23 protein-coding genes and 2 tRNA genes are annotated in these 23,888 nt (G+C 43.5%); 11 read left to right on the top strand and 14 right to left on the bottom strand.

The genetic code is table 11. The features are described 5' to 3' along the window. Nucleotides 1-34 precede the first annotated feature (34 nt). The 9 genes from JMY02_RS09890 to recN all read right to left on the bottom strand — a co-directional run bounded on the left by JMY02_RS09890 (nucleotide 35) and on the right by recN (nucleotide 7,590). The gene (locus JMY02_RS09890) at nucleotides 35-643 is read right to left on the bottom strand and encodes a class I SAM-dependent methyltransferase (RefSeq protein ID WP_201597667.1); all 609 of its coding nucleotides are present in this window, start codon (nucleotides 641-643) and stop codon (nucleotides 35-37) included. A gap of 122 nt (nucleotides 644-765) precedes the next feature. Then, on the bottom strand, nucleotides 766-1,908 hold the full coding sequence (locus tag JMY02_RS09885) for a YecA family protein (RefSeq protein WP_201597665.1): 1,143 nt from the start codon (nucleotides 1,906-1,908) through the stop codon (nucleotides 766-768). Between the two features lie 62 nt (nucleotides 1,909-1,970). Beyond that, nucleotides 1,971-2,309 carry a DUF3817 domain-containing protein gene (locus JMY02_RS09880; protein ID WP_201597664.1) on the bottom strand — a complete coding sequence of 113 codons (339 nt, stop codon included), beginning with the start codon at nucleotides 2,307-2,309 and terminating at the stop codon, nucleotides 1,971-1,973. A gap of 44 nt (nucleotides 2,310-2,353) precedes the next feature. Next, on the bottom strand, nucleotides 2,354-3,292 hold the full coding sequence (gene xerD / locus JMY02_RS09875) for a site-specific tyrosine recombinase XerD (RefSeq protein WP_201597657.1): 939 nt from the start codon (nucleotides 3,290-3,292) through the stop codon (nucleotides 2,354-2,356). A gap of 98 nt (nucleotides 3,293-3,390) precedes the next feature. Then, on the bottom strand, nucleotides 3,391-3,717 hold the full coding sequence (gene tusA / locus JMY02_RS09870; protein WP_201597655.1) for a sulfurtransferase TusA: 327 nt from the start codon (nucleotides 3,715-3,717) through the stop codon (nucleotides 3,391-3,393). Nucleotides 3,718-3,812: 95 nt separating this feature from the next. Further along, the gene (locus tag JMY02_RS09865; protein WP_201597648.1) at nucleotides 3,813-4,292 is read right to left on the bottom strand and encodes a hypothetical protein; all 480 of its coding nucleotides are present in this window, start codon (nucleotides 4,290-4,292) and stop codon (nucleotides 3,813-3,815) included. Between the two features lie 216 nt (nucleotides 4,293-4,508). After that, complete coding sequence (ruvX, locus tag JMY02_RS09860) at nucleotides 4,509-5,039, bottom strand: Holliday junction resolvase RuvX (RefSeq protein ID WP_201597647.1); 531 nt, start codon at nucleotides 5,037-5,039, stop codon at nucleotides 4,509-4,511. A 178-nt stretch (nucleotides 5,040-5,217) separates the two neighbouring features. Then, entirely contained in the window at nucleotides 5,218-5,781 is a 564-nt protein-coding gene (locus JMY02_RS09855; RefSeq protein WP_201597645.1) for a YqgE/AlgH family protein, read from the bottom strand. 129 nt (nucleotides 5,782-5,910) lie between these two features. Next, nucleotides 5,911-7,590, bottom strand: coding sequence for a DNA repair protein RecN (recN, locus tag JMY02_RS09850; protein ID WP_201597644.1), 1,680 nt, complete (start codon nucleotides 7,588-7,590; stop codon nucleotides 5,911-5,913). A gap of 576 nt (nucleotides 7,591-8,166) precedes the next feature. On the opposite strand from recN, the gene ppnP reads away from it, so the two are divergent. Beyond that, nucleotides 8,167-8,502, top strand: a complete 336-nt coding sequence (gene ppnP / locus JMY02_RS09845) for a pyrimidine/purine nucleoside phosphorylase (RefSeq protein ID WP_021814145.1) — start codon at nucleotides 8,167-8,169, stop codon at nucleotides 8,500-8,502. Nucleotides 8,503-8,716: 214 nt separating this feature from the next. Next, the gene (gene rlmB / locus JMY02_RS09840) at nucleotides 8,717-9,487 is read left to right on the top strand and encodes a 23S rRNA (guanosine(2251)-2'-O)-methyltransferase RlmB (RefSeq protein ID WP_021814144.1); all 771 of its coding nucleotides are present in this window, start codon (nucleotides 8,717-8,719) and stop codon (nucleotides 9,485-9,487) included. On the opposite strand, the gene coaE is transcribed toward rlmB, so the two are convergent. The 4 genes from coaE to pilB all read right to left on the bottom strand — a co-directional run bounded on the left by coaE (nucleotide 9,450) and on the right by pilB (nucleotide 14,333). After that, entirely contained in the window at nucleotides 9,450-10,142 is a 693-nt protein-coding gene (gene coaE / locus JMY02_RS09835; protein ID WP_201597643.1) for a dephospho-CoA kinase, read from the bottom strand. The two genes, rlmB and coaE, sit on opposite strands and share 38 nt — an antisense overlap. 129 nt (nucleotides 10,143-10,271) lie before the next feature. Then, on the bottom strand, nucleotides 10,272-11,174 hold the full coding sequence (locus tag JMY02_RS09830) for a prepilin peptidase (protein WP_201597642.1): 903 nt from the start codon (nucleotides 11,172-11,174) through the stop codon (nucleotides 10,272-10,274). Nucleotides 11,175-11,181: 7 nt separating this feature from the next. Further along, entirely contained in the window at nucleotides 11,182-12,405 is a 1,224-nt protein-coding gene (locus JMY02_RS09825; RefSeq protein ID WP_201597641.1) for a type II secretion system F family protein, read from the bottom strand. 218 nt (nucleotides 12,406-12,623) lie between these two features. Continuing rightward, complete coding sequence (pilB, locus tag JMY02_RS09820; RefSeq protein WP_201597639.1) at nucleotides 12,624-14,333, bottom strand: type IV-A pilus assembly ATPase PilB; 1,710 nt, start codon at nucleotides 14,331-14,333, stop codon at nucleotides 12,624-12,626. A 345-nt stretch (nucleotides 14,334-14,678) separates the two neighbouring features. Here pilB and tpiA point away from each other — a divergent pair, with 345 nt between their 5' ends. The 4 genes from tpiA to JMY02_RS09800 all read left to right on the top strand — a co-directional run bounded on the left by tpiA (nucleotide 14,679) and on the right by JMY02_RS09800 (nucleotide 16,442). Then, nucleotides 14,679-15,500, top strand: a complete 822-nt coding sequence (gene tpiA, locus JMY02_RS09815) for a triose-phosphate isomerase (RefSeq protein WP_201597637.1) — start codon at nucleotides 14,679-14,681, stop codon at nucleotides 15,498-15,500. A gap of 206 nt (nucleotides 15,501-15,706) precedes the next feature. After that, the gene (secG, locus tag JMY02_RS09810; RefSeq protein ID WP_025652589.1) at nucleotides 15,707-16,015 is read left to right on the top strand and encodes a preprotein translocase subunit SecG; all 309 of its coding nucleotides are present in this window, start codon (nucleotides 15,707-15,709) and stop codon (nucleotides 16,013-16,015) included. Nucleotides 16,016-16,157: 142 nt separating this feature from the next. Beyond that, nucleotides 16,158-16,241, top strand: a tRNA-Leu gene (locus JMY02_RS09805). A gap of 124 nt (nucleotides 16,242-16,365) precedes the next feature. Beyond that, nucleotides 16,366-16,442 (top strand) — tRNA-Met (locus tag JMY02_RS09800). A 152-nt stretch (nucleotides 16,443-16,594) separates the two neighbouring features. Here the strand turns inward: JMY02_RS09800 and JMY02_RS09795 are convergent. Further along, nucleotides 16,595-16,738 (bottom strand): hypothetical protein, encoded by a 144-nt coding sequence (locus JMY02_RS09795; RefSeq protein WP_201597635.1) that lies wholly within the window; start codon nucleotides 16,736-16,738, stop codon nucleotides 16,595-16,597. A 156-nt stretch (nucleotides 16,739-16,894) separates the two neighbouring features. Here JMY02_RS09795 and rimP point away from each other — a divergent pair, with 156 nt between their 5' ends. The 5 genes from rimP (at nucleotide 16,895) to truB (ending at nucleotide 23,728) form a co-directional block, all read left to right on the top strand. Beyond that, entirely contained in the window at nucleotides 16,895-17,395 is a 501-nt protein-coding gene (gene rimP, locus JMY02_RS09790) for a ribosome maturation factor RimP (RefSeq protein ID WP_021814136.1), read from the top strand. A gap of 136 nt (nucleotides 17,396-17,531) precedes the next feature. After that, nucleotides 17,532-19,016, top strand: coding sequence for a transcription termination factor NusA (gene nusA / locus JMY02_RS09785; RefSeq protein WP_201597633.1), 1,485 nt, complete (start codon nucleotides 17,532-17,534; stop codon nucleotides 19,014-19,016). A 151-nt stretch (nucleotides 19,017-19,167) separates the two neighbouring features. Further along, nucleotides 19,168-21,897 carry a translation initiation factor IF-2 gene (infB, locus tag JMY02_RS09780; RefSeq protein WP_201597631.1) on the top strand — a complete coding sequence of 910 codons (2,730 nt, stop codon included), beginning with the start codon at nucleotides 19,168-19,170 and terminating at the stop codon, nucleotides 21,895-21,897. A gap of 343 nt (nucleotides 21,898-22,240) precedes the next feature. Further along, complete coding sequence (locus tag JMY02_RS09775) at nucleotides 22,241-22,630, top strand: ribosome-binding factor A (RefSeq protein ID WP_131656445.1); 390 nt, start codon at nucleotides 22,241-22,243, stop codon at nucleotides 22,628-22,630. A 9-nt stretch (nucleotides 22,631-22,639) separates the two neighbouring features. Continuing rightward, nucleotides 22,640-23,728 (top strand): tRNA pseudouridine(55) synthase TruB, encoded by a 1,089-nt coding sequence (gene truB / locus JMY02_RS09770; RefSeq protein ID WP_201597629.1) that lies wholly within the window; start codon nucleotides 22,640-22,642, stop codon nucleotides 23,726-23,728. The last annotated feature ends 160 nt before the right edge of the window (nucleotides 23,729-23,888 follow it).

Below are 23,888 nucleotides of genomic sequence, written 5' to 3'. Positions count from 1 at the left end.
AGCTTTTAAAGACATAGATTTTTGTAAACTAAACTTAATCTTTGGTCGCCATGGTAATCGTATAGGTCTTGCCTTGTTTGATCTTTTCACTGTTACCAAAGACTTCGGTAAATGAGCGTTTCATAAACTGGCGCAAGCCATTGATCGTCACCACATAAAAACGTCCGCCTTGACGCATGCGTGCATAGGCATCAAGGAAGTATAGATAATGCTGCTCTTTGCCTACCTTCGCGGGCAAGTTTGACATAACAAGGCTAAAGTCCTTGTCCTTTGCCACGTGATTAAAACCATTCGATAAATGCACATCGACATTTTTTAGACCATTTTTTACACAGTTCAGACGCGCATATTCCACTGCCATAAAGTCTTTATCAATCAAGGTATGCAGACCGTTTGGACATTCACGCGCTGCTGTCATGCCGAGCACGCCATAGCCACAGCCCAAATCTATCGAATCATCATCCGCTTGAAAATCTACATAATCGAGTAGCATTAGGCTGCCGTCATCGAGCTTTTGCGGTGAAAAAATACCCCACGTGGTCGCAAAATCAAACGGCTTACCCAACACCTCTTGGCGAAAATTGATGTCTTCGCGCCAGTGTTGGGCGTTTTTTAGCAGGTCAGCAGGTGGTCTATGTTTCATGAGATTCTCGAATAATAGATAAGTAAAAGGTGGTGCGTTGTCCAATCAGACAGTGTGCACATTATGACGAGTATTGTAACGAGAAAAGGGGCGGTTTGCACTCTTACAGAAACTATAAACCATCAAGTGACTCTATAGAGATTTTCTATCTCCCAGCCTGCAAATGTGATGCTGTTATCAGCAAGTACGTTTCTTGGTCTTTCTTCAGTATAATTTGAGCCTACTTTGAAAAGTGCTTCTATTTTCTGCTGCTGTTCTGTGCTTAAAGTATTCCACCAGTCAGGAGAAATGAAAGTATTTTCAGCAGAGCTAAAGAAGAAGTTGACTAAGTAGCTAAACATATCTTTCTTATTTATCTCTAGTAAAGAGTTTATGAATTTATCTATCACCTCTGCCTTTTTGAGCCAACTGAAAACTACAAAACCTTTTCTTTTACTCGTGAATGCGTTAAAAACTAGTTGTTCAGCTACTTCTTCTAAGCTTGCTAAGTCCTGTAGGTGTTCGTCTTTGAAGTTATGTGTGGGATTAGTTATAGATGACACTACAATTGGTAGTGGGCTTGCAGACTCTATGACTAAAAAGTTATAAGAGTCATTACTGTTATTTGATAACTCAGCGTCTAAATTGCTTTTAATTTTGTATAGCTCACTCAGCGCCATCTCCGAACCTAGCTTATAAGGATAAATATCTTTTTGTATTATTATTTGAAAAAAGATAGACTTTCCTCTATCCGCATTTCTTCTCATAAATTTTGCGGCTTCTATAGCCTCTTCCTTAGCATAGATTTCCTTTGCCACAGATCTATAAGTTAAAGCTATACATTGCTCTTTTGTACCTAGGAATGGTTTATCTTCAAAACAAGAAAAAAGTAATTTGTCATGCTTTTTACAAAATCCTTTAAAAGTAGAAGCATTATTAATGCCAATTTTTTCAAACCTAAGATTCTCTTTATTCTTTTGAAAGTTGCTCAGGTTTTGCTTTAATCCTAAGACGTGATTAGTACTATCAGCAATACTTTTTAAGGTACTTGATTTAGAAATAGTGTGAGACTTGATAACCTTATTACAATCTGGCAGTAGGCTTTTAGGTGCGTAGCATGTTTCTCTTTTTGATATATTATTTCCAAAAGCTAGTTTTTCACCTAAAGATAGAGGTTTTTCATGCTCGCGGTCTTTATGACAGCGTTTGAATTTCAGTTTTGAGCCACACCAACATCTATCATTACGACCTAATGCAAGTATGTAATCAATATCAAATATTGGCATAGCTCTTCTCTTAAAAAGTCATTTGTTGATGATTCTGATCGACGGTTTGCTTTATATAACCACTACTTCCCCAAACGCTTCTTTAATAAATAATCAAATATAAACGGCCCAAATGGCAAAAACGAGCCAATGACACCAGCAGGGAGCGCCCACAGCGGCATTTTTATTTTGCTAGCCGTGATAATCAGTACCAAGATATAAGCCACGAATAGCGCCCCATGTGCCATACCGACATAGCTCACCGCTTCAGGAATGCCCAGCATATATTTGAGAGGCATGGCGATACCCAGCAGCAATAAAAAAGAAGTGCCTTCTAAATAACCCATAATGGTCAGTTTTTTGAGGGCAAAGTTTTGTGCTTTGGTTAGGGCTGGCACGGGAGATGGCTGAGCTTGCAACACGGTATAGTCCTTTTACGATTATTAATAAATATTTGGTGTTAACGTTAACCACGTGGATGATGCGCCGCATGCAATTGTTGCAATCTCGCCGTCGCCACATGCGTATAAATTTGCGTCGTTGATAAGTCGCTATGCCCAAGCAATAACTGCACGCTACGCAAGTCCGCACCATGATTGAGCAAATGGGTGGCAAAGGCATGACGTAAGGTATGCGGTGACAATTCCTTGTCGATACAGGCGATTTTCGCGTATTTCTTTAATAGATACCAGAAATTTTGCCGCGTCATATAACCGCCTTGTGCCGTCAAAAACACCGCTTGGCAATTGCCCGATTTTAAATGCGCAATCAAATCACCACGAGCATGCGTCAGATAATCCTCTAGCGCATCGCTTGCATATTCGCCCAGTGGCACCAGCCGCGTTTTATTGCCTTTGCCCGTAATCTGTAGCCAGCCAGAGTTTAAATTCACCTGCTCAAGCGACAGATTAATCAACTCGCTCACACGCAGACCGCAAGCGTAGAGCACTTCGAGCATGGCTTTATCCCGTAGACCCAGCGCGGTGCTGGTATCAGGTGCAGCCAATAAGTTATCGACATCACCTTCGCTCAAATCCTTTGGTAATGGTCGCCCAAGTTTTGGACTTTTGATTCGCTCACAAGGATTGTCTTCCCGCAGATTGCTGGCGATCATCCATAAGTAGAACTGACGCAGGCTTGAGAGCATACGCGCTTGCGTGCGCGGGGTTTTGCCATCTTGAGTGAGAAGGGATAAGCAGTGCAGCACATCGTCAGGCTGCCAGCGTGTCAGGGCGATTGGATTGGTCAACTCACAAGAGCGCAGGTCACGGATATAAGCGTTACGCGTGCGCGTTGCCAGACCACGTGCCAACATAGCTTGACGAAACTCAGTCATATAAGTCGGCTCATCATCGACTGCCAATGCTTTAGGCTGTCGTTGCTGCACGGCGCGATCACGGCTCATAAGACAGTTCTCAATAAGTGGTCAAAGGTTGCTATATAGTCGATACTGAAAAAAATAGATACATGGCATTATGACACGCGACTGGTACAAATGTTCCTTTACACGGTTTTCTTTTTAACCAAGTAACGATAAAGCGTGCCATTTATAGGCGCATCATCATCACTAGCGACCGTGATTTCATCAGGATCAGCATTTAAGCTCACGTTTTCAGCCAGTGTTTCTTGATTCAAGAGTTCATGACCCAAATGACGACAAAAATTAGGGATGTCGCGAGTAGTGGCGGGATCAGTGGCGAGTATTTCAATCACCTCACCGCCTTCTGCTTGACGAATGATTCGGTGTAGCATCATGACAGGCTCAGGACAGATCAGCCCTTGGGTGTCTAAATGATGGTTGATAGTCGTTTGCGTGGTAGAAGTGGTCATAATAGTCATTGTGAATTAAAAAGGTAAATTAAGAGGGTGAGCTAAAATGGTTTTTGCGATGCATTCGTTGATGTGCTTTCATTCATTCGCGTCTTTTATGTTTCTTCAACGGTCTCGGCATCTTCCTGCATTTCTAAAAAGTTAAAAAAGCGCTTAAAAGTTACTTTGAATAAAAAAGCCACGCCCAGCCAGCATGACAATCCTAACCATGCCGTATCCGCAAATAGTAGGCCACCGACCAAGATAATGGTCGATACGCCAATACTCATGGCAATCATCGATGGTTGGTTCAAACGATAACGATAAACCACCAAGGCATCATAAATAGTAATAGGTATCGTGAGGGCGACTAAAGCGTATGGTAAGTTATAAAACAATTGATAGAGTAGCTGGTTGTCATGGAACGCCTTAATGCTGGCAATGGTGCCAAAGACCATAAAGGCGAAAATGGCGGCATAAATGAGATAAATGGCCACTTGGTTTGCACGCTGCGCGCCTTTGATACGGGCAATAGCCAGCGGAGCAAAACCGTGTTGCGAGTTATTTTGCAAGGTGTGGTCTGGGACAGTGGTCATAATATCGGGTATTCCATTTTATTCAGTCTAGTCAGGTCAATATAAAAGGGATACAGCAGGGCTGGGACAAATTTTTTGTAGCATCGAGCTGCGCAGGCACAGCAAGCAAGAAAAACTTTTCCCAGTCCCGCGTCATAATGGCTTGTATCTATTTTGCTTAGTATCGACTATAGCGCTCTAATCAGGCGTGATACCCACACCACACTTATCACGTATTTAATCTGCTTTGATAGCGTCAATCGCGATACTGCTATGAGGATCAGCAAAATAAGTCGACATCAGAATACAAGCAGAGATATCATCAATTGGGTCGCGCTCATTTTTAATCCAACCATTCTCCCACGCTATTTCCCGTGCGGCGACTGAGGTTAGGCGCTCATCACACAGTGACACAGTCACTGGTAGATGCTGCTCCATAATTCTATGCGCTAGGCGACGGGCGAATTTGTGCGCACGCTTGGAGAGCATCGAGCTGCTGCCATCCATATTCAGTGGCAGACCCACTATCACTTGTGCCACGCCCCATACCTTAATGATACCGAGTAGATTGTCCCAATCAGGTTGACCATTGTTCATCACCAAGATATCAAAGGCACGCGCCGTTTCGGTAATGGTATTACCAAGTGCCATGCCCATCTTTTTGACACCGTAATCTAGTGCCAAGATAAGATGCGGTTTGATGGTTGGTTCAGAAACGCTATCGTCAATCGCTTCTATGGCGTCTGTTATAAGCGTGCTATCTACCATAATAAAGGAAGTTTCCTATTGTTAGGTCAATATAAAAGAGAGTCAGCGATACAGGGATACCATGTTAAAAGGTTTTGTCGCATCGAGCTGCACAGGCACAGCAAGCAAGAAAAATTTGTGCCAGTCTCGGATCATAATGTCGTGTATCTATTTTATTTGGTATCGACTATACATGAGATTAGGCATGACCAATATCACTGCTAAGATAGTCAAAATTGACACCAATCTTGTCAGCAGCCATCTGCCAGCGTTCTTCAAATGGCGTATCAAACAATAAATTTAAATCGGCTGGGCACACCAACCAGTCACCATTATCAAGCTCTTGTTCCAATTGTTTTTTACCCCAACTGGCATGACCCAAGCACAGCTGATAATGACCAACGCCTTGACCAGCGGCAATACGTTTAAGAATATCTTGGCTTGTGGTGATACAGACGTTTTCTGAAATGGCAAAAGAAGACGCCCATTCTGGTTGTCCAGTATGCAGCACAAAGCCGACCTCAGGATACATAGGGCCGCCTTCTAATGCCACATCTTCCATCACTTGAGGATCGGTCACCTCAATATCTAGATCTTCTAAGAGTTTACCCACACGAGATTGCTCTAACGGACGATTGACTATGAGACCTAGCGCACCATATTTATCATGGCGACAAATATAAATCAAAGCCTGCTCAAACCTTGGGTCTGACAGCTCTGGTGCCGCAATTAAGAAATGATGGGTCAAATTGGTTTTAGACATAGAAACAAACGCAACCGAATGATAAAAGTGAGACACTACTATATGGCGATAACGAGTACAAAATCAACCAAAGCAATCATTTGCCACTGATTGTCACTCTATTCTTTGTTTATCTAGGCGGCTTATGGCTTATTTGACATCGCTTAATAAACTACGAGCATGGTCACGAGTGACATTGGTGATGGTCACGCCGCCAGACATGCGCGCCAGCTCATCGACTTGCGCCTCATCTGTTAGGATCAACAGCTCGCTTTCTGTCTGCTCTTGGTGATGTTTTTGTACCAAAATATGCTGATGTGCTTGTGCCGCGACTTGTGCTTGGTGAGTAATGGCGAGCAATTGCTGGGTTTGCCCAAGCGCACGTAGCAGCTCACCGACGACTTGTGCCGTACTGCCACTGATACCAACATCCACCTCATCAAACACCAGCATAGGCTTAGCAGCATTGGTATCGGCACTGGTCGCCTGTAGGACTTGCATGACCAGCGCCATTCGCGACAGTTCACCACCTGAGGCGATCTTGTGTAATGGTTGCATCGGCATGCCCACATTGGCACTGAATAATAAATCAATATCGAAGCAGCCTTGCGCACTATATTGGTTAGGATCTGGTTTTTTGGTAAAGACAAACTCACAGCGTGCATTGGGTAGGGCAAGCGGTTGTAATTGCTCAACCAGCTGCTTGCTGACCATCGGGGCAGCTTTTGCGCGCTTTTTATTTAACTGCGTCGCTAGTGCCAGATAGTCTTGCCAAGCTTGCTCAATTTGTGCCGCCATCGCGTCACTGCTTGGCTCGTTTTCTAGCTGCGCTAATTGAGTTTCCCAGCCTTTTGCTTCATGAATCAAATCCGCCGCTGGCAAGCTATGCCTACGTGATAAACGATGTCCTAAGCTGATTAAGTTGTCTAATGCTTGCAAACGTTCAGGGTCAGGCAGTTGTTGTTCGGCATAATCGGACAGTAAAGCGGTCACTTCAGTGATTTGCTGCTGCGCCAGATACAGCTGTTCGGAGGCTTGCTCAAAGGTTTGACTGACACCTATTTGATGGTCGCAAAGTTTGATAGCCTGTCCTAACAGCGTCATGACATCCGGCTCATCCGTATCATTGTCAAGCAAATGCAAACCATGACTGGCCTCGAGCATCAACGCCTCGATATTAGACAGCTCTTCGTGCTCTGCTTCGACCTCCGTATAGTCCACCGCCAATAAAGGCGCAATATCTGCCAGTTGGCTTTGCAAAAGTTGGATACGGTCTTGGCGCTGCGCTTCACGGCTGGCAATATCATCCGCACGGCGTTTGAGCTGTTGATACTGCTGATAGCTGCTCGCTGTTTGTGCCGCAAGAGGCGTTATCTGCGCCATCTCATCAAGCCACTGCACCACAAATTGCGGTTTTAACAAGGCTTGCTGTGCATGTTGGCTATGAATATTAACCAGTAATGATCCCAAGCTTTTTAGTTCAGCCAAACTGACTGGCGAGCCATTTAGCCAAGCCTTTGAGCGTCCTGTATTGCTTAATTGACGACGAATCAATACCTCTGGTTCTTCTAGCGCTCGATCATTTTTTGCAAACCACTCTGCGACGATGTGGTTGTTTTCTACATCAAACTGCGCGTAGATATCTGCATGTGCCGCGCCATGTCTAACCATCGCACTGTCTGCACGCTCGCCTGCACATAACGATAGGGCATCAAGCAATAGCGACTTGCCAGCGCCCGTCTCGCCAGTGATGACATTAAAACCCCCAGCTACGTTCAGCTCATGCTGCGCGATTAATGCAAACTGATGTAAAGTTAATGATACTAGCATCAATGCCTCTCATGACAGACAATGAACCTCACCTATAATACTGGGAAGCCATATCTAAAATAGGATAAATAAAAGAATAAGATAATTCAGTCAACAGAGTGAAATAGAGAACCACGCTTGGCAAATATTATGGTGTGAAATGCACCTAAATACAAATAATAAAGGCAGTAAATACAATAAATTGGTTTGAAAAGAGGCGTATTAAACAGAATTTCCTAGTCGCTTTAACAAACTTTATAGAGATAATGTGGTAGCATAATCTCACATAATGATAAACTATTATGACGACGACTTTGCATGATGACCACGAGTCATCATCTTGTAAAATTAGAGTAATATAGTAAAAAGGTTATGCAACCCAGTCTTCATGTCAAAACCTTTTCATAGAACTTGTCTCTATATTTAGAGCGCAGGTGTCTGATATAAATATAAAAGAATACAGCCATAAAATACATAGTATTTAGGATAGCGCGATTTTCTAAAAGCACTTATGCTAAACGTATTTCGATGCTAACGGTACTTCAATCTGTTACTTATTTTTTAGTTTTGCCATAATTATTTGATAAGGAAGCCACTATGACAGCGGCGCAATTTACTAATGTAACCGTCAATGCCCAAGCGACGATATCTTATGATGGTCGTTGTTCGAGCCATACCATCATGTTTGAGGACGGTCGCCACAAAACATTGGGCGTGATCTTGCCTTGTGACAATTTGGTTGATCACTATCATTTTAGCACCAACACCTCCGAGCGTATCGAAATTATCAGCGGTGAATGTGAGGTAAAAATAAACGGTGATGAAGAGTTTGCTTACTACCGTGCTGGTCAATCATTCGTGGTCGAAGGCAACAGTGGTTTTAATCTACGCACCGAAGAGATTGTTCAGTACGTCTGCCACTTAGAAGGCTAAGTTACTGACAGTACGATGATGTAAGAGTCGTCACTGCGTGATTTATTAATCATAAATAGCTCAAAAAATAAACAATATCAGATTGGTATTGTTTATTTCTTTTTTGGCTGACGTTATTGTTAACCCGTCTTCATTTGGTTGTTACAATCACTGCCATGTCTTTTTTATGCTATCGCCTTGCGCGATATTCACTTTATACTCAGTAGGCTTCTTTATGGCAAAACCCATTTATTTTTATGGCATTCACGCAATCGATGCGTTACTAGAACATCGCCCTCTTGATGGGCTGAGCCTATTTGTCCAGCAAGGACGTGAGAGCGACAGTCATGTACAAGCTATTATGGCGCAAGCGGAAGCCAATGGGATCAGTATTCAACCGACCCAAAAAGACAAACTCACGCAATTGTGTGGTAGCCCGCAACATCAAGGCGTTGTACTGAATGCTCGTCCGCTAGGCTTCGCCGATGCAGGATTGCTTGATACGATTGCTGGGCGTGAACAGTGTCTATTATTGGTGCTTGATCAAATCACCGATGCCCACAATTTTGGTGCTTGCTTGCGTACTGCTGTGGCAATGGGTGTCGATGCGGTGGTTTGCCCCAAACACCATGCAGCCAGCTTAACGCCAACCGTCGCCAAAGTATCGGTTGGCGCCGCAGAGATGATGCCGATTATTAGCGTCACCAATTTGGCACGTACGCTATCACAAATCAAACAGGCCGGCGTATTTGTCTTTGGTACAGCGCTTAATGCCGATGCCAAGCCAATACATGCGGCTGATTTGACTGGCAAAACAGCCATTATTATGGGTTCAGAAGGAGAGGGGATGCGTCGCCTGACTACTGAGAGCTGTGATGAGCTGGTTTATATCCCAATGTCAGGCAATGAGCATGGCAATCTACAAAGCTTGAATGTGAGTGTGGCCACTGGTATGGCACTATATGAGGTCAATCGGCAGCGTACTTTAGCTGCTGGGCAAGCGTAAGATATTCTTGATGTAAGGGCTCAAGCTTGACGTAAAGAGAAGCCAAGTCGCTTTCGTTGAGGATGACATGATCCGCATGACGATTGCGTTCTTCTCGGCTAAGCTGATTGGTCATAATCGCTTTGATTTTTTGTACGCTCTGCTCATCACGTCGGCTGGCGCGTGCCAGCTGAGTTTCTTCAGTGGCATCCATCACCAAAATGCGCTGACATAAATTGGCCAGTCCAGCCTCTGCGCCTTCAATGAGCAGTGGCGCTGACAACACTGCATAAGGAGAGGTGCTGGTTGCCAGTTGTGCTTTTGCCGTTTCGCGTATTGCAGGGTGAGTAATGGCTTCAAGCTCAATCAGCGCTTCAGGATGCGTGAATACGTAGGTTCTGACCGCTGCTCGATTCATCGATCCATCATCGTTCAAGACCCAATCCCCAAATTTTTTCTGTATTTTGCGTAGGGTTGAGCTGCCTTTAACAACGATTTCATGCGCAATCACATCTGCATCAATAATGTCGATGCCTTGTTGAGCGAACCAAGCACTGGCAGCGGACTTACCACTGCCGATACCACCAGTTAAACCGACGACCAACGTCTTGCTTTTTGTTTGCATAATTTGTGGTTGATGTGAATAAGGGGCGTTTGAGGCGGTGTGTTTTGGCATATGAATGGCTTATTTGATTGATATAATAATGAGGGCGGTTACAAACTAAAAAATGATTGGGCTACGGTCATGAATACAGTTGCAGTTTTTGAAAATCGCTAAAATACCGCTATTCATTGATGACATGCCTTAGTAAGTATACATGCCAAGATACCAGCTGACGATATCTGAGCCATATAATAACGCAATGATACCCGCGATAGCGATGTAAGGACCGAAAGCAAACGGTCGACTTTCACCTTGTTTTTTCATCAGAATCAGGCCAACGATTGAGCCCAGTAAAGAAGACAATAAAATAATCAATGGCAACATCAAGGGTCCAAGCCAAGCACCCAGTACAGCCAATAACTTGAAATCGCCTTGTCCCATACCGTGTTTTTTAGTGATTAAATAAAAGACCTTCACCACTATCCACAACGACAAAAATCCAAATAATAAGCCCCAAATTGACTGAGTAGGGGAAACAAACCAACTTTGTGAATTGACTGCCAACCCCAAACCCGCTAACGGAAAGGTAAGGCGATCGGGTAGTAGCTGTGTGTCAAAATCAATACCAGTCAAGGCAATGAGTGTCCATACCAAAATTAAGGCTGACACGCCAGCGGCACTGACACCAAACTGATAAATGACCAATACTGAGAGCAGAGCAGTGACGAGCTCAACCACAGGATAGCGGAGCCCGATAGCGACCTTGCAATCTGAGCAACGTCCGCGCAGTAACAACCAGCTCACCAAAGGAATATTTTCATACCACTTAATCTTATGGGCACAATGCGGGCAGCGTGAGGCAGGTCGACTCAGTGTGATGGGTTGATCGTTTGTTACGATGTTTGCCAGAGGCTGCGTATGTTCGTGCGGCATATCTACCTGATCTGCCATAAACTGGCTGCACTCTTGTCGCCAGCTGTAGATCATCATCAGCGGGATACGGTGGATAACGACATTCAAAAAACTGCCAACGCAAAGACCCAATACACCAAATACGACTAAAGCGAGTACCATATTTTCGTGTAGTAACTGTATAAATTGCATTAAATAATTATCCTACCACTGCGCCCATCTGGAAGATTGGCAAGTACATTGCAATCACTAAGCCACCGATTAACACTCCTAATACTGCCATAATGAGGGGTTCCATTAGGCTGGTTAAGCCATCCACAGCATTGTCGACTTCGTTCTCGTAATAGACTGCTACTTTGTCTAGCATCTCTTCCAAGCTACCAGATTCTTCACCAATACCGACCATTTGAATGGCCAAACTTGGAAAGAGATTGGTTGAGCGTATCGAAAATTGCAATTGTTGCCCAGTAGAGACATCGTTTTTGATTTGCTGAATAGCATTATAAAACACGACATTGTTTGCTGCGCCCGCCGTAGAATCTAAGGCATCAATGAGCGGTACACCCGCAGCAAAAGTAGTCGATAATGTGCGCGCAAAACGAGCAATTACGGCTTGATAAGCAATGTTACCGAATATGGGCGCTTTTAATGCTGCCCGATCTAGAAAATCGCGAAATTTCTTAGAGCGTTTTTTGGCTTCTGAAAAACCGATGATACTACCACCAATAATGATGATTAAAACAAACCACCAAGCTTGCATCCACTCAGACATAGCAACTACCATTTGGGTGAACGCAGGGAGCTCAGCACCAAAAGACTCAAATAGTCCCGAAAAAACAGGAACTACTTTAACAAGTAAGATGATAGTCACGATGATAGCTACAATGACAACAGCAATGGGATATTTCATGGCTTTTTTGATTTTGGCTTTGAGCAACTCGCTTTTTTCTTTATAAGTAGCCACCCGTTCGAGCATGGTTTCTAGCGCCCCTGATTGCTCACCAGACTCAACAAGCGAGCAAAAAAGATCGTCAAAATAACGTGGGTGTTTACGCAGCGCCGAAGCAAACGTACCCCCTGCTTCAATATCTGCTTTGATCTGCAGCACTAAATCTTTCATACTGGGGTTGTCAAGTGAGTCAGCGACAATTTCAAAAGATTGCGTCAGTGGTACGCCTGCTTTCATCATCGTTGCCAATTGACGAGCAAAAATAGCGATATCAATAGCTTTAATGGATTTTTTGAAAGTGTAGAGGGGTTTTGGCTTTTTCTTAATGCCTTTGACCGTAATACCTTGTTTACGCAAGGTCGCTTTGGCCAGCTCTAAACTGCGGCTGGTGGTTTCCCCTTTTATTTTTTGCCCACGCCGGTTTACTCCATCATAGACAAAGTCTAACAGCATATCGGTCTTAGCTTTTGCCATGTTACTACCCTCAAGAATTTTCTCATTAGATATTGCAAAATATAAATGGTGCTTAACCAGCTATATTAATTTTACGTACTTCATTTTAGCGCAAAAAACCAGTGTCCATCTGTTTTATTTTTAAGTTCTTCAGGTAGTGACTATTGCTTGCTAGCAAAAGACGTGACCATAACGCTCGAAGCTTATAAGTAATGCGGTAATTTATACGTTAGAGATTGTTATTCAGAGGTCACGCGCATCATTTCTTGAATACTGGTCACGCCTTGTAATACTTTTAAAACACCAGAGCGCCGCAGATCCCGAAAACCGTTTTTGAGGGCAGCATCTTTGATATCTATGGCGTTACCGTCTTCCATAATAATTCTTGAGATATCAGGGCTGACTTTCATCACTTCATAAATACCCACACGGCCTTTATAGCCTTCACGGCAATCATTACAGCCTACAGGCTCATAAATGGTACTGTCTGGGTTGTCTAAATCCGTATTGGTAAACCCCAACTCAAGCAGACTTTGCCGCGGGATATTGATGGGTTTTTTACAGTTTTTGCATAAGCGCCGTGCCAAGCGCTGGGCGATGACCAAGTTCACTGAAGTTGCAATGTTAAAGGAAGCCACGCCCATGTTACGCAGACGCGTTAAGGTCTCGGGTGCTGAGTTGGTATGCAAGGTTGAAAGCACCATGTGCCCTGTTTGCGCTGCTTTAATGGCGATTTCAGCCGTTTCAAGGTCACGAATCTCACCAACCATCACAATATCAGGATCTTGACGGAGAAAAGACTTCAGCGCATTGGCAAAGGTCAAACCGACCTTGGGGTTCACGTTGACCTGATTGATGCCTTCTAAGTTGATTTCGACGGGATCCTCAGCGGTTGAAATATTTGTCGCCCCAGTATTTAAAATATTAATGCCCGTATAAAGTGAGACCGTTTTACCAGAACCTGTCGGTCCCGTAATGAGTAGCATGCCCTGCGGTTTATGTAAGGCCTCCAAAAACATGTCTTTTTGGTCAGACTCATAACCCAATGCTTCGATACCGAGCATGGCTGAGGACGGATCCAAAATACGCAAAACAATTTTTTCACCAAATAGGGTTGGTAAAGAGTTTACCCGAAAATCAATGGCTTTATTTTTAGACAGCTTAAGTTTGATACGTCCATCTTGCGGTACACGGCGCTCGGAGATGTCCATTTGTGACATGACTTTTAGACGAGCAGCAATCTTGCCGGCGAGTTGCACGGGGGGATTGGCCATTTTTTGCATCACGCCATCGACACGAAAGCGCACGCGATAGGTTTTTTCATATGGCTCAAAATGTAAGTCAGAAGCACCCATACGAATGGCATCAACCAGCATTTTATTGACAAATTTTACAACGGGCGCCTCATCGACGCTATCCGTTAGTTTGGTTTCACCTTCCTCTTCTTCACCCTCATCAAAGCCAACGTTTAAGTCACTGTCTGAGAAACTGTCAAAACTTTGCATGGTATCAGCGTAAATACTTTCAATACGCCTTTTTAACTTGTCTTCTTCGACGACAATGGTTTCAATAGAGAGGCGCGCATTAAAAGCAATGGCATCAATGGCATCTATACGCGTAGGATCACTTAACGCGACAAACAAACGCTGTCCACGTTTAAATAATGGCAAGGCATTAAATTTGCGAACGATTTTTTCGTCTACTAGGTCTTTTGGAATGACCTCAACGTTTAACGCATCAAGGTCAAATAAAGGATCGCCAAAGGCTTTTGACAGCATCTGAGCAAGATGATAAGCATCGGCCAGCTTGTTGTCTACTAAGTATTGCACCAGCCCTATTTGCTGCTGCTGGGCTTGCGTTTGTGCCGTTTTCATATTCGCTTCATTAATGATACCTTCACTAATTAACTGCTGCGCTAAACCACCATACTTATTCGCTGTGACAGACATTACGACTTCTCCTTAAGACCAAATACTCTGCATACTTACCTGACAGGCAGCTACTATTTATCATTTTTAAATAGCGTATGCCATCACCGGCTCAGTTTATTAAATTGTGGATGGTATTCTATTCCTTATTGAGTCAATACTATAGAAATTTACTTGATTTTAAAGGCTTTATACAAACCATTCATCCACAAACAATTACTGCTTAGGGCAATATCAAAAACATGCCAGATTTGAGAGTCTGTTTTGCTTCTGATAGCAGCATACTATAGCACTTGTGAATTATTTGTTATACTGGCGCGCATATTGGCCGAATTGGCATGAATACACGAGACAAGGTAGATGAGAATGCAAGCTTGGGTAATTGGCAATTGGAAGCAGAATCCAGCAACGAGCCACGACGTCAATGTACTGGTGGATGACTTATTGACGGCGATTCATGCTGAAACGCAAACGGATACATCGCTTTCAAATAATCGCTGCACGTTGATGGTAGCACCAAGCTGTATTCATTTGGCTACTGTCAGTGCGCGTTTAAAGGACAGTCCAGTGCTGTGCGCTGCACAAGACATTGGTGGCCATAGTGCAAGTACGGGCGCGTATACAGGGGATTGCTCAGCGCAACAAGTCGTAGATGCTGGGGCAACTTGGACGATACTCGGCCACTCTGAACGCCGTCAATATTATAAAGAGTCTCATGACAGTCTAGTAAAAAAGCTGACCCATGCATTTAGTGAAAACTTGGGCGTGGTACTGTGTATTGGGGAAACTCAAACAGAATATGATAACGAGCAAACGCTGGAAGTCATCGATACGCAATTATCAGTGATTAAAGACTTGCTTGCCGAGCAGCCAGCGTTTATTTCATTGTTATCTGAGCGCTTAATCATCGCTTATGAGCCGGTATGGGCGATTGGCACAGGCAAAGTACCAACTGTGACAGAGGTCAGCAACACGCACCAGCATATTAAGCAAACAGTGGCAGGCTTTGCTGAAACATTAGATGCAATGACGGTCTTGTATGGTGGGAGTGTCAATGCTGATAATGCGGACAGCTTTGCGGCAGATCCTATGGTTGATGGTGCCTTGGTTGGCGGTGCTTCATTAAAAGCAGACAGCTTTCTAGCGATTGCCAATGCCTTTAATCGTGCAAATGCTGAGTTGGTATAAATAAAGCTCAACTATTAAATACGTGCTTTGCCTATAAATTGTCTTTATCAGTTGGCAAAAGTAGATTTAACAGTGCCCTTGCAATCGTGTACAATGCGCCTTATTTATATAATCGATTTGGCATCATCAGATGCTAGTTGTTATCACCCTTAACCTTAGTTTTATTTTCCGTTATCAGTCGTCATTACGCGGCAAAAGAGGCCACCATGTTTACGTTTATATTAGCCCTGCACATTATCGTGGCGATTGCCATGATCGGCTTGATTTTGATACAGCATGGTAAAGGGGCAGATGCTGGGGCTTCTTTTGGTGCTGGCTCTTCAGGCACCGTATTTGGTGCAGCAGGAACTGCTAACTTCTTAACGCGTGCGACGGCCGTATTAACAGTCATATTTTTTATTACCAGTATGACCTTGGCGGTTCATGCTCGTAAGCAGGCTGAAGATCAGTTTCGTTTAGACGCACCTGTTTCCGCACCGCAAACACCGCGTCCATTGACACAAAATCCTCAGTAATCGTTTTTTAAGCAGGCAGCGCTTGCTATTTCACTACGTTAGATTTACAATGCTTTCCTGTTTTCGAAACTCCTACTCTATAGATGCCTACCTTAAGCATCATTTGTTATAGACTGGATGTTAGAGAACAGAGTAGTAAAATGCGATTGTGGTGGAATGGTAGACACGCCATCTTGAGGGGGTGGTGGCGCAAGCTGTGGGGGTTCAAGTCCCCCCAATCGCACCAAGTTTTTATTACGCGGCACAGCGTAAGGTTCTGTTTTATAGTCGTTAATGAGTTCATTTAAATTTATTTAAAATAAACGTTGACACTTCTACTAAACCTACCTATAATGTGCGTTCTAGATTGATGCGGGGTGGAGCAGTCTGGTAGCTCGTCGGGCTCATAACCCGAAGGTCGTTGGTTCAAATCCAGCCCCCGCTACCACTTTTTATACTGATGTTTTGTACACTAAATTTGTCAGTAACGATTAGCCCACCATTATGCTTGTGGGTTTTTTTGTATCTGATGGTCTGTGTTATCGCGGTATCTATCCTACTTGTGCTAAGCTCTAGGCCTATAGAGTACAATACTCTTTGTCACTTGCCGCGACTGGCTTGATTTTCTGAAGCAACACTATCTTTTATTCCTAACTCTTTCATCGATAGTACGGCTTTATGAATAATAAAGGCATTGTCTGGCTGAGCTTGATGTTTTTTGCGCTCATCCCTATATAAAGGCACAACACATAATGATTGTGGTTTAAGATATTGATAGTGACTACCTCTAAGCAAGAAGCAATATCAATAAGAGACAGTTTATAATTAAAAGACAATCAAAAACGTTGATATGGTCTACCAAGTACGATAGACAAGTGAATAGGAAAATATAAATAGATTATGAAGCTTTCGACCAAAGTTGCAGAACTGACTAATATCATTGCCCCTGCCGTAGCTGCTTGTGATGTAGCATTATGGGGTATAGAATTTGCGCCGCAAGGCCGTCGCTCTTTACTACGTATCTATATTGAGGCATTGCCAGAAGAGCAAGCTCAAGATAAACAAGTGACAATTGAAAACTGTGCAGCGGTGAATCACCAAGTCAGCGGTATTCTAGAAGTTCATGATCCTATCGCTGGTGAGTATATTTTAGAAGTGTCTTCACCAGGTTTTGATCGTGCATTTTTCTCAGATGAGCAAATGCATGGATATGTTGGTCAAAAAGTCAGCTTACGTTTGATCCAAGCCATTGGTGAGGGCGATCAAAAACGCCGCAAAGCAACAGGCACTCTAGACAGTATCGATGCACACTCTTTACATCTGACATCAATTGATGGTGAGCAGTTTGAGATTGCATTAAGTAATATTGATAAAGCCAATTTAGTCTATGAAGATGCTTAATTTTATAAAATTAGGGAACCGCTTATAAATAAGAGGTTTGATCTTAAAATAGCTTATATGGCTTATAGTAAAATATAATACCCATACACAAACTATAAAATTTAAGTCAATTAAAAAATGATAGGACAGGTATAGCATGAGTCGTGAAATCTTAACGGTAGTAGAAACTGTCAGTAATGAAAAGGGCTTAAATCCTGAAGATATCTTTGAAGCCATTGAAGACGCTTTAGTGGTATCGACTAAGAAAAAAGTGTACACCGAACAGCCAGAAGTGGCCGTACGAGTTGCTATTGATCGTACAACGGGTGACTACGATACTTATCGTTACTGGACAGTCGTTGCAGACGAAGACCATGAGATGCCTGCTTGTCAGCTTGCGATCACAGATCTTGACCAAGAAGAGTGGTCAATTGGCGATATTAAAGAAGAGCAGATTGAGTCGATTGAATTCGGTCGTATTGCTGCCACACAAGCAAAACAAGTTATTATCCAAAAAATCCGTGAAGCTGAACGTGCGCTAGTCGCTGATGCCTTTGAGCCACGTATTGGTGAGATGATGTACGGCGAGGTCAAAAAACAGACCCGTGATGGTTACATTATCGATTTAGGTGATAACGCAGAAGGTTATCTATCACGTGATCAAATGCTGCCACGTGAGCAACTACGGGCAAAATCACGTATCAATGCTATCTTATATCATGTGAATCGTGAAAACCGTGGCGCACAGTTATTACTCTCTCGCACCCATCCTGAAATGCTCTCAGCCTTGATGCAAAAAGAAGTGCCTGAGATTGCAGAACAAATCATTGAAATTCGTAATGTCGCTCGCTTGCCGGGAACGCGTGCTAAAATAGCAGTGAAGACAAACGATCATCGTATTGATCCGGTAGGTGCTTGTATTGGTATGCGTGGTACGCGTATTCAAGCAGTACAACAAGAGCTGGATGGTGAGCGTATTGATGTGGTGGTTTGGTCAGATGATCCCGCTCAATTTATCATCAGTGCGCTAGAGCCAGCTGACGTTAGCAGTATTATCCTAGATGAAGATATGCAAACTGCTGATATTATTTTTAGCACCAACGATCAGTTGGCACGTGCCATTGGTTCACAAGGTCAAAACGTCCGTCTGGCTTCTGAGCTGACAGGCTATAAGCTAAATATGATGCTAGAAGAAGAGTATCAGCAACGTCAAGAAAACGAATCCAAAGCATTCATTGAGTTATTTTATGAACGCCTAGAAGTGGATAAAGACCTAGCTCAGGCTCTTGTCGATATTGGTTTTACCAGTATTGAAGAAGTGGCTTACGTCCCAGTTGAAACCTTCTATGATATTGAAGGGCTCGACGACGAAGCGATTGAGATGATTCAAGAGCGTGCTAAAGAAGTGGTCATCGCTGATGAGCTGGTCAAACAACAAAACATGAAAGAGCCAAGTCAAGAGCTACAAGAGCTTGAAGGTATGACAGTTAGCTGGGCCTATAAAATGGCACAAAAAGACATCATTACCGTTGACGATTTGGCAGAACAAGCCGTCTTCGATCTCGAAGATATCGAAGGTTTAGACTCTGAAACCGCAGGAAAACTCATCATGAAAGCTCGGGAATCTTGGTTCAATGAATAAGCGGTAACTGCATATCGCTGTCTTTTGGTGATATGCTATCGATAATAAAGTGCCGGTATGAATGCAACACAAATACTGGCCTTACCCCAATCATTTGTAGCCAACAACTGAATTGAACATATAGCAAATAATAGACAGTAGGTGATAATAAATGGCAGATAAGACCGTCAAAGAACTGGCAGATATGGTAGGCAAAACCGCAAGTGCTGTAAAGCAGCAACTGGTAGATGCTGGACTGCCTGCTCGCGCAGAGGATGACCTAGTCACCGAGCTTGAGCAAGAGAAGTTGGTGACGTATTTAAAGCAAAGTCATGGTCAGCAGGAAAAACGTCGTATTAGTCTAAAATCTAAAACGACCAGTACTGCGCGCGTGACAGGCTCTTCAGGTAAATCTAAGAGCGTCAATGTTGAAGTACGTAAAAAGAAAGTATTCGAAAAGCCGGATCCAGAAAAGATGGCTGAAGAATTGGCTGCGCGTGAGCAAGCGATGATTGAATCGCAAGAGCGTGCTGCTAAAGATGCTGAAGAGCGTGCTGCGACTAAGAAAAAATCTGAAGAACGCCAAGCCGCTACCTTAGCAGCGATGCGTGCAAGCTTAGGCTCTAGCAAAAAGTCAGATGACAAGAATGACGACATCTCGACTTCAGTGGTTGTGAAAAAAGGTGGTAAGACCACTGTTGAAGTTAAGCCTAAAGAGCAACCAAAGAAAAAAGTGGCTGCGACAAAACCAAAAGTTGAAACGGCAGCAGAACGTAAAGCTCGCGAAGCGCGTGAGAAAGAAGAAGCCCGTTTACGCGAAATTGAAACAGAAACACGTCGTACTCAAGCTGAAGAAGCGCAAAAACGTACGCTCGAACAAATGCGTAAAATGGCAGGTCAATATACTGACCGTGAGCCAGTTGCTGAAGTTCGCAAAGATGAGCCATTGGCAGAAGGTCTGGTCGGTGACGCATTAGAAGAATCTTTCGAAAAAGAACGCCGTGAAATCAAACGCGGTACCAGCACCACGAGTACTCGTGGTCGTGGTCGTCGTAAAAATCAAGATGAGCGTGAGATCAAAAACCGCAAAAATGGTTTGCGCTCAACGCAAGCATCACAACATAAGTTTGAAAAACCTGTTGAAAAAATCGTTTATGATGTTGAGATTAGCGAGCACATTACTGTAGCTGATCTAGCGCAACGTATGGCGGTTAAAGCTCGTGAAGTGACCAAGTTGCTTATGAAGATGGGCGAGATGGCACGTGAGTCAGATACTATTGATCAAGCGACAGCAAGTTTACTTGTTGAAGAAATGGGTCATAATCCTGTCCCTGTCAGTGATACAAAAGTTGAAGACGATTTACAAGATGCGGTTAATGAGCGCAGCAGTAACGTACAAACACGTCCACCAGTTGTGACGATTATGGGTCATGTTGACCATGGTAAGACCTCACTATTGGACAAAATTCGTGAAACGAAAGTTGCCACGGGTGAAGCGGGCGGTATTACTCAGCATATCGGTGCTTACCATGTAAAAACCGAGCGCGGTGTTATTACCTTCCTTGATACTCCTGGTCACGCCGCTTTTAGTGCGATGCGTTCACGTGGTGCTCAAGCGACGGATATCGTTGTATTAGTCGTTGCCGCTGATGACGGTATGATGCCACAAACCGTAGAAGCGATTGATCATGCACGTGCGGCTGGAACACCAATTATTGTCGCAATTAACAAAATGGATAAGCCAGGCGCTGACCCTGATCGCGTCCTTAATGAGTTGACTTCAAAAGAAGTGATATCAGAAGAGTGGGGCGGCGATACGCCAATGGCTCGTATCTCAGCCAAAACGGGTGAAGGTATTGACGAGTTATTAGAGTTTATCAGTCTGCAAGCTGAACTGATGGAACTAGAAGCACCATTAGATGGTGCTGCACAAGGTGTCGTTATCGAGTCAAGACTTGAGAAAGGCCGTGGCCCAGTGGTTAGTGTCCTAGTGAAAAAGGGTACCTTGAAGCAAGGCGATTTAGTCTTGGCGGGCGAACACTATGGTAAAGTTCGTGCGTTAACAGATGAGCATGGTCAGCGGGTTCAATCAGCGGGTCCTTCTATTCCTGTAGAGATTTTAGGTTTGCCTGAAACTCCAGCAGCTGGTAGCGAGTTCTTGGTCGTGACTGATGAGAAAAAAGCGCGTGAAGTGGCTGACTTTAGAACCAACCGCGAGCGTGAGCGTCAACTTGAACGTCAAAATGCCATGCGTTTAGAGAGCATGTTTGATCAGATGGAACAAGGCAATGTCTCATTCTTGAATATCGTACTGAAAACCGATGTTCGTGGTTCGCTTGAAGCATTATTAGCTGCATTGAATGAGCTATCAACTGATGAAGTTAAAGTCAGAGTGATCAGTTCAGGTGTTGGTCCTATTTCTGAGTCTGATGTGACACTTGCAGAGTCTAGCGAAGCGGTATTGTTAGGTTTCAACGTCCGTGCAGATGCAACGGCACGCCGCAAAGCAGATGCTGCTAATATGGATATTCGCTATTATAGTGTTATCTATGGTTTAATCGATGATGTGAAAGCGGCAATGAGCGGTATGCTTGCTCCTGAACATCGCGAGAAGATTTTGGGTGTGGCAGACGTTCGCGAAGTATTCCGCTCTAGTAAGTTTGGTGCGGCTGCTGGTTGTATGGTAGTTGAAGGTACAATCTATCGTAACAAACCTATCCGCGTATTGCGTGACGACCAAGTTATCTTTACCGGTCAGTTGCAATCATTGCGTCGTTATAAAGAAGACGTTAATGAAGTACGTACTGGTATGGAATGTGGTCTGGCTGTTCGTGGCTATGATGTTGAAGCTGGTGATAAAATCGAAGTCTTTGAAATTCAAGAGTTCGCACGTACTATCTAAAGCTACTATTGGATGTAGAGTAAGAACATCTAATCATACGATACGCTTAATCAGCTGAGTATATTAGACAGTTTTTTCGTATCTAGTTGTACTTAGGCCTAACAGGTACATCCTGCTAGGCCTTTTTTAATAAATATTAGTAATAAACTGCTTAACAAGCAGACTTATATAGTCACTGAAAAGTAAAGTCAATACATCACGTAATGCTGAAATCAATTTTCTTGCTTGCTGTGCCTGCGCAGACAGAGGCTACAAAAACTGATTTCAGTATTATCGTAGCGCTTTCAAGGGTTTTTGACTATATATCAATAAAAATAAGCCATATTTAAATAAAGGTAATAACATGAACCAACGATTACAACGCTTATCCGATCAAATTCAGCGTGAGCTTGCCGTACTCATTCGTGATGCAGTCAATGATCCTCGTTTGACCGGCTTTGTCACCATCTCTAGCGTCAAGGTTAGTCCAGACTTAGGTTATGCTGATATCTATGTCACCATTATGGAGCCTGAACTCAATGATGCCATGACCAAGACCAATCACGAAGAGAGTATCAAAGTATTAAACAAAGCAGCTGGGTTTTTACGTACTGAGCTAAGTCACAGTCTAAAAACACGTACCACGCCGCGCCTACGTTTTCATTATGATGAAGTGACCGCTCGTGGCAATTACATGATGGATCTGATTAATCAAGCTGTCACCAAGACCGAACAAAATGAAAATGACGAGTAAGCGACTATTATGCCTACACCGCCTAAGCAAACCGATAAAATAAAAGTCTCAGGTGTTATCTTAGTGGATAAGCCCAAAGGCATGACCTCGCAACAAGTGGTGTCAAAGGTGAAATATCTGTTTAAATCACCAAATCACGACAGTAAAAAAGCAGGTCATACGGGTACGCTTGATCCAATGGCAACGGGTTTATTGCCTATTTGTATGGGCGAAGCAACCAAATTCAGTCATTATCAACTAGATGCGGACAAATCTTACCAAGCCACTATCTTACTCGGTAGTCAGACAGATACTGGGGATGCAGACGGTAAAATGGTGGCTCAATCACCTATTCCGAAGTTTGATGATAGCCTATTGGTTGACATTGCCCAGCAATTCTTAGGTGCTCAGCAGCAGATACCACCGATGTATTCTGCTCTAAAAAAAGACGGCAAAAAACTGTACGAATATGCCCGTGCTGGTATTGAGGTAGAACGCTCGCCAAGAGATATTGTTATTAAGGCAATTGATATCAGTGCGATTGACGCTGAACAAATCCAAGTGACGGTGACTTGTACGAAAGGCACTTACGTGCGCGTATTGGGCGAGGACATCGCTAAGGCAATGGGTACATTAGGCCATTTGACAGCGCTACGACGTACGCAAGTGGGTAACTTTACTATCGATGATGCGATTCCCTTGTCAGAATTAGAAGAAATAACTTTTGATACTCGGCAGGTGCATTTGATGCCAGTAGATGCTTGCATCGATATCGAAGCTGAGCTGACATTAACGACTGAACAATGCACCCGTGTACATATGGGTCAACGCTTGAATGTGTTTGAACAGCTAACCGATACTCTTAAAGAGTATGTGGCAGATAACATTGCAAATCAATCAGTTATCAGTGAAGATGAGAAGACAGGCAACCAGCAGATCACTCATTTTGATACAGTTGCTAATGATACTTCTGATGCTAATCATTCTGATAAAACACCGTTGGCAGAGCATGAAATACCAGTGGATATACGTTTGGTAGATGAGAACGGTTTATTTCTTGGACTGGGTGCTGTCAGTCTCAATGGTCGATTACAGCCCAAAAAGCTCATTCAACGCTAATCTTTAGTTCACTTACTAACAGTTTACACTAATCACATATCGTCACATTTTATTGCAGGTTTCGCCTATGGTGAAACCTGTTTTTTTTGTATATTAGTTACACCAGCTAGGGAAAGCCAAGGAGAAAAATAATTTAAAAGAGTAATAATAAATAGAATAC

Origin of the sequence: Psychrobacter vallis (genome assembly GCF_904846715.1) — a bacterium.
In the GTDB taxonomy this organism is placed as follows: Bacteria; Pseudomonadota; Gammaproteobacteria; order Pseudomonadales; family Moraxellaceae; genus Psychrobacter; species Psychrobacter vallis.
This window is presented reverse-complemented; position numbering and strand designations above follow the sequence as displayed.